This window comes from Empedobacter sp. UBA2044, assembly GCF_002333005.1.
In the GTDB taxonomy this organism is placed as follows: Bacteria; Bacteroidota; Bacteroidia; order Flavobacteriales; family Weeksellaceae; genus Empedobacter; species Empedobacter falsenii_B.
In genome coordinates, this window is the sequence record NZ_DDBA01000035.1 from 13,969 (window position 1) to 29,116 (window position 15,148).

Annotated in this window: 13 protein-coding genes and 1 riboswitch; of the genes, 8 read left to right on the forward strand and 5 right to left on the reverse strand. The window is 32.0% G+C overall.

The window, feature by feature from the left end; genetic code table 11:
• Nucleotides 1-2 precede the first annotated feature (2 nt).
• From B4E59_RS06075 to B4E59_RS06090, 4 genes are all read left to right on the forward strand, one after another.
• Nucleotides 3-995, forward strand: coding sequence for an HlyD family secretion protein (locus tag B4E59_RS06075; protein ID WP_291051971.1), 993 nt, complete (start codon nt 3-5; stop codon nt 993-995).
• 6 nt (nt 996-1,001) lie between these two features.
• Nucleotides 1,002-2,183 carry an ABC transporter permease gene (locus B4E59_RS06080; RefSeq protein WP_291051974.1) on the forward strand — a complete coding sequence of 394 codons (1,182 nt, stop codon included), beginning with the start codon at nt 1,002-1,004 and terminating at the stop codon, nt 2,181-2,183.
• A gap of 35 nt (nt 2,184-2,218) precedes the next feature.
• Nucleotides 2,219-4,108: an ABC-F family ATP-binding cassette domain-containing protein gene (locus B4E59_RS06085; RefSeq protein WP_221855566.1), complete on the forward strand. Its 1,890-nt coding sequence runs from the start codon at nt 2,219-2,221 to the stop codon at nt 4,106-4,108.
• A 67-nt stretch (nt 4,109-4,175) separates the two neighbouring features.
• Nucleotides 4,176-4,275, forward strand: a riboswitch (SAM-I-IV-variant riboswitch).
• A 43-nt stretch (nt 4,276-4,318) separates the two neighbouring features.
• Complete coding sequence (locus B4E59_RS06090) at nt 4,319-4,564, forward strand: hypothetical protein (protein ID WP_219034467.1); 246 nt, start codon at nt 4,319-4,321, stop codon at nt 4,562-4,564.
• Nucleotides 4,565-4,621: 57 nt separating this feature from the next.
• On the opposite strand, the gene B4E59_RS06095 is transcribed toward B4E59_RS06090, so the two are convergent.
• On the reverse strand, nt 4,622-6,109 hold the full coding sequence (locus B4E59_RS06095; RefSeq protein ID WP_291049525.1) for a helix-turn-helix domain-containing protein: 1,488 nt from the start codon (nt 6,107-6,109) through the stop codon (nt 4,622-4,624).
• Nucleotides 6,110-6,226: 117 nt separating this feature from the next.
• On the opposite strand from B4E59_RS06095, the gene aceB reads away from it, so the two are divergent.
• Together aceB and aceA are read left to right on the forward strand one after the other, a co-directional pair.
• Nucleotides 6,227-7,813 carry a malate synthase A gene (gene aceB, locus B4E59_RS06100; RefSeq protein ID WP_291051979.1) on the forward strand — a complete coding sequence of 529 codons (1,587 nt, stop codon included), beginning with the start codon at nt 6,227-6,229 and terminating at the stop codon, nt 7,811-7,813.
• A 77-nt stretch (nt 7,814-7,890) separates the two neighbouring features.
• Nucleotides 7,891-9,168, forward strand: a complete 1,278-nt coding sequence (aceA, locus tag B4E59_RS06105; RefSeq protein WP_349676119.1) for an isocitrate lyase — start codon at nt 7,891-7,893, stop codon at nt 9,166-9,168.
• A gap of 51 nt (nt 9,169-9,219) precedes the next feature.
• On the opposite strand, the gene B4E59_RS06110 is transcribed toward aceA, so the two are convergent.
• A complete protein-coding gene (locus tag B4E59_RS06110) occupies nt 9,220-9,657 on the reverse strand; it encodes a hypothetical protein (protein ID WP_115002102.1) in 438 nt (145 codons plus the stop codon).
• 9 nt (nt 9,658-9,666) lie between these two features.
• The gene (locus tag B4E59_RS06115) at nt 9,667-10,857 is read right to left on the reverse strand and encodes an MFS transporter (RefSeq protein ID WP_291051984.1); all 1,191 of its coding nucleotides are present in this window, start codon (nt 10,855-10,857) and stop codon (nt 9,667-9,669) included.
• Between the two features lie 292 nt (nt 10,858-11,149).
• On the opposite strand from B4E59_RS06115, the gene B4E59_RS06120 reads away from it, so the two are divergent.
• Together B4E59_RS06120 and B4E59_RS06125 are read left to right on the forward strand one after the other, a co-directional pair.
• On the forward strand, nt 11,150-12,025 hold the full coding sequence (locus B4E59_RS06120; protein ID WP_291051987.1) for a helix-turn-helix domain-containing protein: 876 nt from the start codon (nt 11,150-11,152) through the stop codon (nt 12,023-12,025).
• 93 nt (nt 12,026-12,118) lie between these two features.
• On the forward strand, nt 12,119-14,068 hold the full coding sequence (locus B4E59_RS06125; RefSeq protein ID WP_291051990.1) for an oleate hydratase: 1,950 nt from the start codon (nt 12,119-12,121) through the stop codon (nt 14,066-14,068).
• A 254-nt stretch (nt 14,069-14,322) separates the two neighbouring features.
• Here B4E59_RS06125 and B4E59_RS06130 read toward each other — a convergent pair whose 3' ends face one another.
• Together B4E59_RS06130 and B4E59_RS06135 are read right to left on the reverse strand one after the other, a co-directional pair.
• The gene (locus B4E59_RS06130; RefSeq protein ID WP_125349230.1) at nt 14,323-14,670 is read right to left on the reverse strand and encodes a hypothetical protein; all 348 of its coding nucleotides are present in this window, start codon (nt 14,668-14,670) and stop codon (nt 14,323-14,325) included.
• A gap of 146 nt (nt 14,671-14,816) precedes the next feature.
• On the reverse strand, nt 14,817-15,071 hold the full coding sequence (locus B4E59_RS06135) for a helix-turn-helix domain-containing protein (protein ID WP_312067372.1): 255 nt from the start codon (nt 15,069-15,071) through the stop codon (nt 14,817-14,819).
• Nucleotides 15,072-15,148 lie beyond the last annotated feature (77 nt).

Here is a 15,148-nt window from a genome sequence, read left to right on the forward strand (position 1 = left end):
TCATGAAAAATACATTATCCTATATTTTTGCTTTAAGCGGATTAATTTTTATTACAAACTGTAAATCATCTGACAAGGAAAATAAAAAAGAACAGCAAACTATTTTTCAAGGTAAAATTGAGCGCGATCAAATTAGCGTTGTAACAAAAATCCCAGGAAAAATAGATCAAATATTAGTTCACGAAGGCGATGAAGTAAAAAAAGGACAAACGCTTTTTGTCTTACAATTACCAGAAGTTGACGCGAAAAAAAGTCAAGCAGAAGGCGCTGTAAATTCTGCCGAAGCTCAATACGAAATGGCTAAAAAAGGTGCAACAGATAATCAATTAAAACAATTGCGTGCAAAAGTTGCTGGTTTGAAGGAACAATTAGATTATGCTGAAAAATCAAATCATCGACTAAAAAATATGCTTCGAGATAGTCTTGTTCCGCAACAAAGTTATGATGAAGTTTATGCGAAATATCAAGGCGCTAAAAACCAATATTTAGCTGCAAAAGCTGAATTAGCTGATGCCGAAAATGGAACGCGTGTAGAGCAACAACAAATGGCTTTAGGACAAAAAGAACGTGCTTTGGGAGCTTTGCAAGAAGTAGATGTTGCAGAAGCGGAAAGACACATCAAAGCACCACAAGATATGACGGTTGAAACAATTAATCTAAAAGTTGGAGAATTGGCTTTGGCTGGATATTCTATTGCAAACGGAATTTTGGGAGAAACTACATTTTTTAGATTCACAATTCCTGAGAATAAAATCGGACAATTGCAAAAAAATCAAATCGTCAATTTAAAAGTTCCTTATAAAAATAATATGGTTTTGAAAGGTAAAATTGTTTCGATAAAAGTACTTAATTCGTACGCTAATATTTCGACTGCTTATCCTGATATTGATCAACAACAATCGCAATATGAAGTGAAAGTTGTTCCTGTTGACTATAAACAAGCTGCTCAACTATTGACAAAAGCAAATGTAATTTTGGATCTTAACGCTAAATAAATTCTGATGAAAACGATTTTTCATTTAATTATACGAGAATTCAAACTTTTCTTCAAGAATCCTGTTTTACCAATTTTATTCTTGGGAGCACCTATTATGTATGGTGTTCTGATCGGAAATGTTTATAAAAAAGGAAATGTAACCAATTTACCAATTATTGTTGTAGACGAAGATCATACGATGACAAGTCAGAAAATTATTCAGATGTTAGATGAAAATGAATCGGTGAAAGTTGCTGAAGTTTTACCTTCAACATTTGATTCTAAGAATAAAGCTTTAGCAATCGGAGCTGAAGTTGTGGTTGTTATTCCTCGAAACTTTCAGTCTGATGTACAACAAAAAAAATTACCTGAAATCGCTTATTTTGTAGATGCTTCAAATACGTTAACTTCTAATACAGCGGCAATCGCAATTACTACAGTTTTAACAACAATGAAAGCTGGTATTTCAATAGAAACAGCTCGAAAACAAGGTGTTCCAGAATATATTGCAACACAAAGCTACGAACCATTCAAATCAACGATGATTCGTCAAAATATCAGAAGTGGAAACTACTTATATTTTATGCTTCCAGGTGTTTTATTAACCGTATTACAACAAGTTTTATTATTAGGTTTAGCACTTTCATTTGCTTCAGAATTTGAGAATAGAATATTTAATGAATTAATCTCAAAATCATCCAATCCATTTACCATTTTATTCGTCAAAACTTTTCCTTATTTATTTATGTCAGTATTTATATATATGCTGTATTATTGGTTCGGAATGTTTTATGACATGAAATTAGAAACCGAGTTTTGGCCATTCTTCACTTCTTCTCTTGCATTTATTTTAGCCGTTTGCTTTTTAGGATTTTTAGTCAGTATTCTCCTTCCAAGCCAACTAAAAGCAACCGAAGTTTTGATGGTTGTTGCAACACCAAGTTTCATTTTAAGTGGATTTACATGGCCTTTAAGTCAAATGCCAAAATGGATTCAAGCAATTGCAGATTGCATTCCATTAACACATTATTTGAAAATATTCCGAATACTTTTCATCGAAAAAGGCGATCCTACCCTAATTCAACCGCATTTAAATAATCTAATTGTAATAGGAAGTATTTGCTTTGTCTTATCTTTGGCTATTCTAATCGTTAAAATAAGAAAAGCTAAACAATCGATGAAACAAATCGAAACAGAAAAGATTTAGCATCTTTTTTTAATTTACAAAACAGATAATAAACCATGAATTTTCTTACAGTTGAAAATCTAACCAAATCATACGGAATCAGAACTTTATTTGAAGATGTAAATTTTCATGTAAATGAAGGAGACCAAATCGCATTCGTAGCAAAAAATGGAAGTGGAAAATCTACTTTACTTAAAATTTTAGCTGGATTAGAAACTGCCGATTCTGGCGAAGTTCGTCCAAATAAAGGTGTTAAAATCTTGATGTTGGATCAAAGTGATGACTTTGACGAAAACTTGAAAAGTGAAGAATATATTTTCAATCATTCGAATGAAGTTTTAGATGTTGTTCGTCAATATGAAAACATGATCGAAAATGACCCAACAAATCCTGATTTAATTGATTTAATGGGAAAAATGGATGTTTTAGATGCATGGAAAGTTGAGCCAACAATCAAAGAAATTTTATCAAAATTGAAGATTGATTTCTTGGATCAAAAAATTGGAAAACTTTCTGGTGGTCAGCGTAAACGTATTTCTTTAGCGAAGTTTTTGATTGATTTAAGTTTCGAAACTGGATATGTTCTTTTAATTTTAGATGAGCCTACCAACCATCTGGATATAGAAATGGTGGAATGGCTTGAATATTTCTTGAACAAAGAAAACAAAACATTGATTTTGGTTACGCACGATCGTTATTTCTTAGATGCAATTTGTACCAAAATTCTCGAAATGGAGGACAAAACATTGTATGTACATTCGGGAAATTACGAAACTTATATTACGAACAAAGCATTGCGTATCGAAAATCAAAATGCAACAATTGACAAAGCGAAAAACCTTTATCGTAAAGAGATTGAGTGGATGCGTCGTCAACCACAAGCGCGTACAACAAAGTCTAAATCTCGTATTGACGCGTTTTATGATACCGAAAAAGTAGCTAAACATAAAATTGTCGATCAACAAGTAAAATTAGAGATGGTAATGACGCGTTTGGGTCAAAAAATCATCGAAATGGAACATGTTTCGAAAGCATTTGGTCAAAAGAAAATTTTAGATGATTTCTCATATATTTTCGCTCGTGGTGGAAAAATTGGTTTAGTTGGAAAAAATGGAGTTGGTAAAACGACTTTCCTAAAAATGTTAGAAGGAATCGAAACTATGGATTCTGGAACAATTGAACGTGGAGAAACCTTAAATATTGGACATTTCAAACAAGATGGAATTGATTTCAAAGAAGATGAGCGCGTCATAGAATTTGTGAAAGATATTGCCGATTTTTTCCCGCTTGCAAATGGAAAAGAAATGCGTGCAGAGCAATTCTTAGAAATGTTTTTGTTTACGCCAGAACAACAACATACTTTTATCTCAAAGTTGAGTGGTGGAGAGAAAAAACGTCTGCAATTATTAGCAATTTTGTATAAAAATCCTAACTTTTTGATTCTCGATGAGCCAACAAACGATTTAGATTTACCAACTTTGACGGTTCTTGAAAGTTTCTTAGAAGAATATCAAGGTTGTTTATTAGTTGTTTCCCACGATAGATATTTTATGGATAAAGTGGTTGATGAATTAATGATTTTCGAAGGCGAAGGAAAAGTTTCTCGTTATATGGGAACGTATACCGAATATCATATAGAAAATAAAAATAAACCTGAGTCAGAAGATAAAAAAGCTGAAAAAGAAATTTCAATTCAAGAAAAAGTAGAATCAAAAGAAAAAATAAAAGAAGCCAAACCAAGAAAATTATCGTTTAAAGAGCAAAGAGAATTAGAAGAAATTAATAAATCTTTACCAATTCTTGAAGCCAAGAAAGAAGAATTAACGAATTTACTTTCTGATCCAAATTTAGGCTACGACAAAATCACAACTATTGGAGATGAACTACAAAAAATTGTAGACGAATTAGAAGAAAAAGAATTCCGTTGGTTAGAATTAAGCGAATAAAAATATTGAAAAGGAACTTTTTTGAGTTCCTTTTTTTGTTTTTAAAATTTATGCCTATATTTACTCTATCAATCATCAGGAGTTTCTGAAAAATCAGAACACCAACCGAGCCAAAACCGCGCTACGGTGGTATAGAATGAGGGCAAACGCCAAAATAAAAGGTTATTCTCCACTCTATCCTGTTGTTTTTATCATTAAAAAATTAAAACAATGGAAAATCTAAAAAATGAATTTGTCGTATTATTTCGTGAATTAACTGACAACGAATTAATCGAACGCTTTAATCAAAACGTAGGAAACAGTTCTTGGAATTCTGCAAGAAGATGTTATGTCAAAACATTATTCAACGAATTACAATACCGTAATTTTGATTGCACAACCATAGAAAGAGGAAACACATTTTCGCTTCAACATCATGTAATATTAGTTGAAAATAGATTAGAATATTTAGATTAAACATAAAAAAAGGAAAACTTGATTTAAGTTTTCCTTTATATTTTACGGTAGATAATATTACTTACTCTGCTCTTTTATAAAATCATTAATCGTAACATTTAATCGTTTATTTCGGATATCTTTTTCAAAACGAATTGGTTCAGCAACACGTTCTGCACAGTCTTTCATACCACAATTTTCACACGTAACCGCAACTTCTTTTACAGGAATTGAAGGATCATTCATAAATTTCACTTTACGTTGAGCTGATTTGTACAATACACCAATCGTTACGCTTCGTAAATAATTTGGATTGAATGGATCTTTCGTTGCAGAAGAAATTACATAATATTTTTGATTATTATTGAACGGATACAACGAAATTTGTGCAGAAATCTCATGATGATCATCTTGATGTTTTTCCAATTCTTTCAAAACATTTAACGAAACCCAACGACGACAATAATGCTCATCCGTTTCATTTGCTTGCGGCGACTGTTGTTGATTAAGATGAAGTTCTTTCGTTAATTTATATGAATTTGAACCAACTTTTGCTGACAAACGCAAGAAAAACAAATCACGAATATTAAAATGTTTGGGTAACAAATTTGTCATTCGTTGATAAACCGTTTCAGGTGATTCGGTATATTTTCCTAGAATTTCTTGAAAATTAGACAAATCATGATGTTCTAAAGCAAACAAATTCTGCATATCCTTCAACAGTTTTTCTTCTGGTAGCAACAAAGCTCCAGCAAAATAAGACGCATAAAAATTGTTTAACAATTGATCAAAATTATCAAAACTTGCCCACGAAAATGTATACAAACGTTCCTTCAAATCAAGATAATTATAGCCTAATTCTTTCGCTAAAATAAATCGTTTTTGATCATTGTCAGAATTGATATTGATATACAAAAGTTTTTTCTCTTTGATAAAAATAGAACGCAATTTCGCTAAATCCTTCCCTCCTAAAGAAGTGAAATCTTCATAAACAATGGTATAATTATATTCCTCTTTCAGAATTTCTTCCATCGTTTCATTTTTTACAAAATCTTCTGATTCAATCAAATATTCTTGTAAAAAACTCTTTGCAGATTTTTCAATTTCAGGGAAATAATTATCATTTGCTTCCTGAAAAGACCTCAACGAAGCCAAGAAAAAACTTTCGCGTGTAAGATTGTAATTATTACCTATTTCAATCAACGTAGAAATGAACGCATTTACCTTCATTGGGGCGTTAGAAATGATCTCAATTAAATCTCTTTCTTCAATTCCGAAGAGTTCCAAAGGAATTTCTTGCAATAAATTTGATTGTAGAATCTCAGCGACTGGTGCTAAATTTTTATCTAATTTTAAGGAAACTATCTCATCATAAGGAATTTCCAACGCTTCGGCAAGAGCAACAATTTTATCAGTTTTTGGATATTTTTTACCTTTTTCGATCTCATTCAAATACGATTTCGAAAGTCCAGTTAACTTAGATAACTTAAACAATGACAAATCTTTAGCCATTCTTACTTGTTTTAGTTTTAAACCAAAAATTAATTTAATGTATTCTTCTTGCATAATTTTTTCAAAAATATTTGGTAAATGTAAACGAATTTTTATAATTTAGCGAACGTTCGCTGGGAGTAAAATTCCGCTCGAATAACCAAAACCAAAATTACAACAAAAACACAAAAAATGGATACTATTACAAGTGAATTAAAATTATCACAGAATAAGCTGGATAATTATCCAGATATTTTGACAACCGAAGCGGTTAAATTTTTAACAGCTTTACACAAAAATTTCAACGAAAGACGTTTAGAACTTTTGGCGAATCGACAAGAAAGACAAATCTTTTTTGATTTGGGTAATTTTCCAACTTTTTTGTCAGAAACAAAAGAAATCAGAAATAGTGATTGGACAGCAGCTCCTATTCCAGCTGATTTACATGACAGACGCGTTGAGATAACTGGTCCTGTTGACCGTAAAATGGTAATTAACGCGTTAAATTCAGGCGCTAATACATTTATGGCCGATTTTGAAGATAGTAATTCTCCCACATGGGATAACAATCTTCAAGGACAACAAAATTTAAGAGATGCAGTAAATGGTACTATTTCATTCGAAAATAATGGAAAAAAGTATCAATTAAACGAAAAGACTGCTGTCTTGCTTGTAAGACCGAGAGGTTTACATTTGAATGAAAAGAATATCATAATAGATAAACAAGAAATATCAGGCTCACTATTTGACTTTGGTTTATATTTTTTCCATAATGCACACACGTTACTTTCCAAGCAAAGTGGGCCTTATTTCTATCTTCCTAAATTAGAACATCACCTAGAAGCACGCTGGTGGAACGATGTTTTTGTTTTCGCGCAAAATTATTTAAACATTCCACAAGCTACGATTAAAGCTACAGTTTTGATCGAAACTATAACAGCTTCTTTTCAGTTAGATGAAATTATTTACGAATTAAAAGACCACATCGCAGGCCTTAACTGCGGTCGTTGGGATTATATATTTTCTTATATCAAAAAATTTAAGAAACACCCAAATTTTATTGTTCCAGATCGTTCACAAGTTACGATGACTTCGCCTTTTATGGCTGCATATTCGCAAGCAGTTATTCAACGTTGTCATAAACGAAACATACATGCAATTGGTGGAATGGCTGCTCAAATTCCGATTAAGAATGATGAAAAAGCCAATGAAATCGCTTTCGAAAAAGTGAAGAATGATAAACTTCGCGAAGTAAAAAATGGACATGACGGAACGTGGGTTGCGCATCCTGCTTTGGTAAAAGTCGCAAAAGATATTTTTGACGAATACATGCCACAAGCGAATCAAATAGATAATAAGCGAGAAGATGTTATAACAACTGCCGAGGCTTTGTTAGAATTGCCAAAAGGAACAGTTACAAAACAAGGAATTCGAGACAATATTAATGTTGGAATTTTATACATCGAAAGTTGGTTATCTGGAAAAGGAGCCGCTGCCTTATATAACTTAATGGAAGATGCAGCAACAGCAGAAATCTCTCGTACGCAGGTTTGGCAATGGTTAAGCCAGTCGATTACATTAGAAAACGGATGCGAATTTAACAGTGACAAATACAAAAAATTAAGAGCTGAAGAGGTTCAGAAAATAAAACAATTAGTTGGTGAGGAAAATTATTTGAACGGAAGATTTGAAGAAGCTATTTCAATCTTTGACGAATTAGTTTTATCGCACAAGTTTACCGAATTTTTAACATTAGAAGCCTATAAGTATATTGATTAAGCCCTTATAACCAAACACACACGAAAAGAAATACACACACAACACACATTCATAAACAAAACACAAAAAACACAATTATGAGCAATCAAGAAAGAATTCAGAAGATTCGGCAGGATTGGGGAACTAATCCACGCTGGACAGACGTTGTTCGTCCTTATTCAGCAGAAGATGTAATTCGATTAAGAGGTTCTTTGGACATCGATTACACCTTAGCAAGATTAGGGGCTAAGAAACTTTGGGAAGGTTTGAATTCAAAACCATTTATGGCGGGTTTAGGTGCTTTAAATGGTAATCAAGCCATACAAGAAGTACAAGCTGGTTTAGATGCAATCTATCTTTCGGGATGGCAAGTTGCTGCAGATGCAAATCTTTCGGCAGAAATGTATCCAGATCAATCATTGTATCCAGCCAATTCGGTTCCAATGGTGATAAAGCGTATTAATAATGCGTTGCGTCGTCGCGATGAAATACAATCTGTTACCCAACAAGGAAACATTGATTATATGGTACCGATTATTGCCGATGCTGAAGCTGGATTTGGAGGAAACTTGAATGCTTATGAATTGATGAAACAAATGATAGAAGCTGGTGCTGCTGGCGTTCATTTCGAAGATCAATTGTCATCAGCCAAAAAGTGTGGTCATCTTGGTGGAAAAGTTTTAGTTCCAACACAAGAAGCAATTAACAAATTGGTTGCAGCGCGTTTAGCAGCAGATGTCTGTGGCGTTTCTACTCTATTGGTTGCCAGAACTGATGCAGAAGCTGCGAATTTGATTACTTCGGATATTGACGAAAGAGATCAACCTTTTATCATCCAAGGAAGTAGAACTTCTGAAGGTTTTTACAATGTGAGAAATGGTTTGGAACAAGGAATTAATCGAGGCTTAAGCTATGCGCCTTATGCTGATTTAATTTGGATGGAAACATCTAATCCAGATCTTGGAATGGCAAGGGAGTTTGCACAAGCTATCAGAGAAAAATACCCTAATCAGATGTTAGCTTATAATTGTTCCCCATCATTTAATTGGGCAAAACATTTAACAGAAGTTCAAATGGAAACATTCCGCGAAGATTTAGCTGAAATGGGATACAAATTCCAATTCATTACTTTAGCTGGTTTCCATGCAATGAATACCTCTATGTTCGAGTTATCACGTGCATACAAAGCCAAAGGAATGGCGGGATATTCGGCATTACAAGAAAAAGAATTTGCGTTACAAGAAGAAGGTTTTGCAGCTGTAAAACACCAATCTTTTGTAGGAACACAATATTTCGATTACGTACAAAACACGGTGCAACAAGGCATTTCATCTACTACAGCTATGGCTGAAAGTACGGAAGCCGCACAATTCTAATACATACTTTTCAATTAAAAAGGACGTACCGCAACTACGTCCTTTTTTATCTTAATTAATTTTACTAATTACAAAAACTTTTCCATTCATTTCGAACGAATCTTGTTCCGATTTTCCAACCAAGATTCTAGCCAAAGGAGTTTGAGTTGATAGGACAAATATCTTTTTATTCTCGAAAATAATTTCCCCAAAACTACACGCCATACAGAAATTTCCCATCGTAGTTTCAACATAACTACCTAAACCAATGGTTTTGTTCTCCACAATTTTTATTTTAGAAAACACGTCTTGCTGAATTAAAACTTCATTCAATTGATTTTGAATTCGAGTAATTTCCTGTTGCATCATTTCGCGCGACGTTTCATACTTATCACCCATACTACTTTTAGTATCGTTGTTTGAAGCACGTAAATCGTCAATCAAACCATTCAAATACGTTATTTTATCTTCGATTTGTTGTGCTATAAATTGATATAATTCTGCTTTCATTTCTTTCAATTAAATTGTTTGAGGCTTATTCTTAAATCTCAGCATGTAAATGGTTCCCAAAAGACAAATAAATGCCGAAACATAAATCACCATCGGAATACGATCCAAATAATCCTGAAAATACCAACCCGCGCACAATGCTCCAAATCCTATCCCCGCTTCCAACGCAATATACATCGTTGCCATTGCCTTTCCACGTTCATCAGGTTTGCTAAAATCTATTGTCCATGCATTTAGTGCAGGAGAAAGAATTCCGGTTGAAATGCCATACATCAAACCTCCTAAAATCAACCCTATTTTTGCATCAATAGAAGCCAAAAGTACCAATGCAATAATCAATAAAACTAAGCCTAATTTTATCACCAACACACGCCCTTTTTGGTCAGATATCTTACCTGCAAAGAAACGAACCATCATAGATGATATTGTAAATACGATAAAGAAAACGCCTTTATTTTGAAAACCTAAATGTTCGGTCCAATCTGGAATTAATGTCAATATAGAACCATAAGCAACATACGAAAGAAACGTAATCAATGCCGCTGGCAAAGCTTCTTTTGCAAAAACATCTTGCTTCGAAATCTTTAGTAATCCGAACGAAAATTTCTGTTTATTTTGCAAGGTCTCTTTCATATTGAATAAAATCAATATCGATAATAATGCAAAAAACGAAGACGTAAAAAACATCACATTAATCGATGTATATAATGTAATTGTACTTCCCAATGCAGGTCCAATTGCCATTCCGATACTGAAACAAATTCCGTGCAAGCCCAATGCTTCGCCCCAACGTTCGCGCGGAATAATATCTGCAATATAAGCTGCTGTTGCAGTGGGTTTGAAACCTGTCGAAAAGCCGTGTACCAATCTCAAAAATAAAAAACCTGAAACGGTTGTTAAAACAGGATATAAAATTCCGCACACAAAACAGACAATAGAACCGACTGCCATAATAGGTACCCGCCCCACTTTATCGGTTAATTTTCCACTAAAAGGTCTCGAAATTCCCGCTGTCAAGGTAAATAATGCAATAATAAATCCTTTGTATTCTGCTCCTCCCATGCTGCTTAAATAAGCAGGTAGCTCGGGAATCATCATATTAAAACTCGCTGAAAACAACAACGAACTCAAACACATTAAAATAAAATGGAGATTATAAACGGGATCTAAATTTAATTTTTTATTAATGGCAGAAAACATAACGGATTTTTTGCAAAGGTAATTTATCTTAACCGAAACAAACTACACAATCCAAAAGTATTACTTGTTACAAAAAATTACTACATCATTCAACATTGTTAGCCGATATTTCATTGATTATATTCATGAAATTTCTTATTTAAGAACTACTTAGTTGATATGAAAATAACTTTTACATTAGAATACAGTTAAAATACCTTATTGTATTTAATTACTTACTAAATAATTCTTATTTTTGCTATATCAATTCTACTACCCTAAAAAAACGATCTGACCAACTTTATTTTCAAGCATGAAAAACTATGAAAACCTAAAAGAGACCTTGTCTTTTTATGGCGTAAATTGTAATAAACTATATTATATCTCATCAGGAAATCCAATTTTTGCGTTTCCTGAAAGATCTTTTCGAATCGACTTTTATGCATTTTGTATTTGTTTATCTGGCTCAATAGAAGTTGAGATAGATTCTCAGAAATATTTTATTACTCAAAACGAATTCTTGATTTCTGCTCCTTCTACTGTTTTGAAAATTCTAGATACTAACTCTAATTTTAGAATGAAATTGTTGTTTTTTGAGAAAAATTTTCTCCTTAAAAACATTTCTAATCCTTTCTTTATTGATAAACTTAATTTGTTTACACATCAAAACTTTACAGTTTGTAAGGCAAATAAAAAAGAAGCGAATCATCTTTTTATGCTAATTAATTATCTTCAAGAACAACGAGAAAGAAATGTTTTGTTCTTAGAAGATATTATTCGATCGATTATTTTTACTTTACTTCTTGAATCTGCCTCTATAATTGCTGAACAATATTCAAAAGAAAATAAAAACCATTCCCGCGAAATCAACACTCTATTTTGTAAGTTTACACAACTTGTTCAAGAAAATGTTATCGCTCACAAAGACGTACAGTTTTATGCAGATCAATTGTTTATTACAAATAAATATTTGATCCATCTTGTAAAAAAAGCAACTAAGAAAACTCCACATGTTATTATCGACGAGTATTTATTAAAAGAAGCGTATGTTTTGCTTGGCTACTCAGAGAAAACAATTGTCCAGATAGCATTAGATCTAGGTTTCAACTCTTCTTCATCTTTTGGTCGTTTTTTTAAAAAATACACTTCTATTTCTCCTCAACAATATAGAAAACAACAACATATATAAAAAAAGAAATTTGGGATACAAATGACGAATTTCGGGATACTTTAGAAAAATAATAAAGCGTAATTTTATTGTAGAATCTTAAAATAAATAATTATGGATAAAATTACTTCAAAATTTGACAACGTTTTAAATCATTCTACTATCTACGGAAATATTGATCATCAACCAGATGCGAGTAAAGAGACACCAAGAAACACTCCAGAAAAATCTTATCCTTTCTCTGATCAGATAGGAAATTACCAACGCAATAAAGGAATTCCTACAAAATCTTATAAGGACAGTAAGGTATATATTGTGGGAAGTGGTATTGCAGGTTTAGCTACTGCCTATTATTTTATTAGAGACGGACATTTCACTCCAGAGAATATCACATTTATAGAACAACTTCAGGTCGAAGGAGGTTCGTTAGATGGAGCTGGAAATGCAAAAGATGGTTACATAATTCGAGGAGGTCGAGAAATGGATTGTACCTACGAGAATTTATGGGATATTTTCCAAGACATTCCTGCATTAGAGTTACCAGAACCTTATAGTGTTTTAGACGAATATAGATTAGTAAATGATAATGATTCTAATTATTCTATTGCACGTTTAATTCATGAAAAAGGGAAAGTGAAAGACTTTAGTAAATTTGGTTTAAATAAGAAAGATCAATTAGCTATTATCAAACTTTTGTTAAAGAAAAAAGAAGAGTTGGATGATATAACGATTGAAGATTATTTTAATCAATCATTCTTAGAAAGTAATTTCTGGACATTTTGGCGTACAATGTTTGCCTTTGAGAATTGGCATAGTTTACTAGAATTCAAATTATATATGCATCGCTTTTTACATGCGATTGATGGTTTAAATGATCTTTCTTCATTGGTGTTCCCTAAATACAATCAATACGACACTTTTGTTACGCCATTAGGTAAATGGTTAAAAGAAAAAGGAGTAAAAATTCAGTTAAATACACTGGTTAAAGATTTAGATTTATTAATTAATACAGAAGGAAAAGTAGTCAAAGGAATTATAACAGAACAAGATGGACAAGATGTAATTATTCCTGTTACACCAAATGATTATGTTATTGTAACTACTGGTTCTATGACTGAAGATACTGCGTATGGAGATAATACAACGGCACCAGTTTTAGCGATAGATAATAATACTAGCGGTCAAAGTGCAGGGTGGAAACTATGGAAAAACCTTTCTGCTAAATCTCCTGTTTTTGGTCGTCCAGAAAAATTTTGTGGGAATATTGAAAAATCTTCATGGGAATCTGTTACTTTAACTTGTAAACCTTCTGCGTTAGTAGAAAAACTAAAAGAATATTCTGTTAATGATCCATATTCAGGTCAAACTGTTACAGGTGGAATTATTACCATTACAGATTCTAATTGGTTAATGAGTTTTACTTGTAATCGTCAACCACATTTTCCTACACAACCAGATGATATTTTAGTTCTTTGGGTTTATGCATTATTTATGGATAAAGAAGGAAACTACATCAAGAAAACAATGCCTACTTGTACAGGAAACGAAATCCTAACAGAATTATGTTATCATTTAGGAATTGAAGACCAAATAGATGACGTTATTGAGAATACAATCACTCGTTCTGCTTATATGCCTTACATCACATCTATGTTTATGCCTAGAGCAAAAGGAGACCGCCCACAAGTAGTTCCAGATGAGTGTAAGAATCTAGGTTTAGTAGGTCAATTTGTAGAAACCAATAACGATGTAGTTTTCACAATGGAAAGTTCTGTTCGTACCGCACGTATTGCAGTTTATGAATTACTTAATTTAAATAAGCAAGTTCCAGACATTAATCCATTACAATACGACATTCGTCATTTATTAAAAGCAACTAAAACGTTGAACGATGATAAACCATTCATGGGTGAAGGTTTATTAAATAAAGTTTTAAAGGGAACTTATTTTGAACATATTCTACCTATTGGATCAGATTCTCCTCAAGAGGAAGAAGAAAAAGAATCTTTTCTATTAGAACAATTTGGTAAATTCAAAGAATGGGTAGGACATTTTAGAGGTTAAAATCACCCACAATTCAATCCTGAATACCAATGCTATAAAACTAATAAAAGCTTCTAAATCTTTAGTGATTTAGAAGCTTTTTGAGTATTACTATATTTTTTTCTATTTAAAAACTATACCAGCTTTTATTAATAAATATTAGCTATAGTGATATTATTATTGAATTATTAAAGGTTTTATTTCAAATTCTGATTCAATATTTTCCTTTAATTTTAGAAATTCTATTGTATGCATACTATGCAAATCAACATCAGTTAATCCAAATGGTCCATTTTCTCAGTAATATATAGTCCATTTTCAAGCTCAATTATTGCTTTCTCCATTTCATCAAGTTCATTTTCGAAATATTTAAAATGATAATTAATGATTTTTAAATTTAAAATTAATTCTATTGGTTTAGATTCAACTTTCCTTGCTAATTCAAACTTTTTTAAAGTTTCACTTTCATTCCATTCTTCTGTTGGAAAGTAAGGAATTTGAATTAGTTTATCATTATCAATTTTTATAAAAGACTCAAACTCCTGTAATCCATATTTATTTTCTGGGTTATAACAATATTTTATTTCGGTTATAATTTTTCCAATACTATCAGTCAGGGTCATTTTACAAAATTAAACTTAACAATATTTCTTTACAAGAATAAACAAAACCTGTTTTACAAAAAAGTTGTCATTTCTATATTTCATTCAACAACATTCCAATATACAAAATCTCAACCACTCCCAACACCCCACAAAAAAAGCTCTTATCAAAGAGCCATTTGGTTAAAGAACTGTTTTGGATAATAAAATTTATTTCCAAATTTTATATAAGGAATCTTATTCGTTTTCCTCATCCTATACAACGTTTTGTCACTCACGTTAAGCAAACTTTTTAGGTCTGCGTTATCATAGAATTTCTGATTTTCTTCTAATAGTAGAAAAGTTTTTTGGAATTCTATCAGCAGGAGCTTCATATCCTTTAATGCCTCTCCATCGTTTTGTAAAAATAAATCATTTTTCATATATTTAGTTGATGTTAAGATGTACTAATTTATAAAATAAATACTTAATAACCAAATATTTACCAAACAAACAATAT

Coding starts and splice junctions, on each gene's coding strand:
- B4E59_RS06075 (WP_291051971.1), top strand. CDS start 3: ATGAAAAATACATTATCCTATATTTTTGCTTTAAGCGGATTAATTTTT.
- B4E59_RS06080 (WP_291051974.1), top strand. CDS start 1,002: ATGAAAACGATTTTTCATTTAATTATACGAGAATTCAAACTTTTCTTC.
- B4E59_RS06085 (WP_221855566.1), top strand. CDS start 2,219: ATGAATTTTCTTACAGTTGAAAATCTAACCAAATCATACGGAATCAGA.
- B4E59_RS06090 (WP_219034467.1), top strand. CDS start 4,319: ATGGAAAATCTAAAAAATGAATTTGTCGTATTATTTCGTGAATTAACT.
- B4E59_RS06095 (WP_291049525.1), bottom strand. CDS start 6,109: ATGCAAGAAGAATACATTAAATTAATTTTTGGTTTAAAACTAAAACAA.
- aceB (WP_291051979.1), top strand. CDS start 6,227: ATGGATACTATTACAAGTGAATTAAAATTATCACAGAATAAGCTGGAT.
- aceA (WP_349676119.1), top strand. CDS start 7,891: ATGAGCAATCAAGAAAGAATTCAGAAGATTCGGCAGGATTGGGGAACT.
- B4E59_RS06110 (WP_115002102.1), bottom strand. CDS start 9,657: ATGAAAGCAGAATTATATCAATTTATAGCACAACAAATCGAAGATAAA.
- B4E59_RS06115 (WP_291051984.1), bottom strand. CDS start 10,857: ATGTTTTCTGCCATTAATAAAAAATTAAATTTAGATCCCGTTTATAAT.
- B4E59_RS06120 (WP_291051987.1), top strand. CDS start 11,150: ATGAAAAACTATGAAAACCTAAAAGAGACCTTGTCTTTTTATGGCGTA.
- B4E59_RS06125 (WP_291051990.1), top strand. CDS start 12,119: ATGGATAAAATTACTTCAAAATTTGACAACGTTTTAAATCATTCTACT.
- B4E59_RS06130 (WP_125349230.1), bottom strand. CDS start 14,670: ATGACCCTGACTGATAGTATTGGAAAAATTATAACCGAAATAAAATAT.
- B4E59_RS06135 (WP_312067372.1), bottom strand. CDS start 15,071: ATGAAAAATGATTTATTTTTACAAAACGATGGAGAGGCATTAAAGGAT.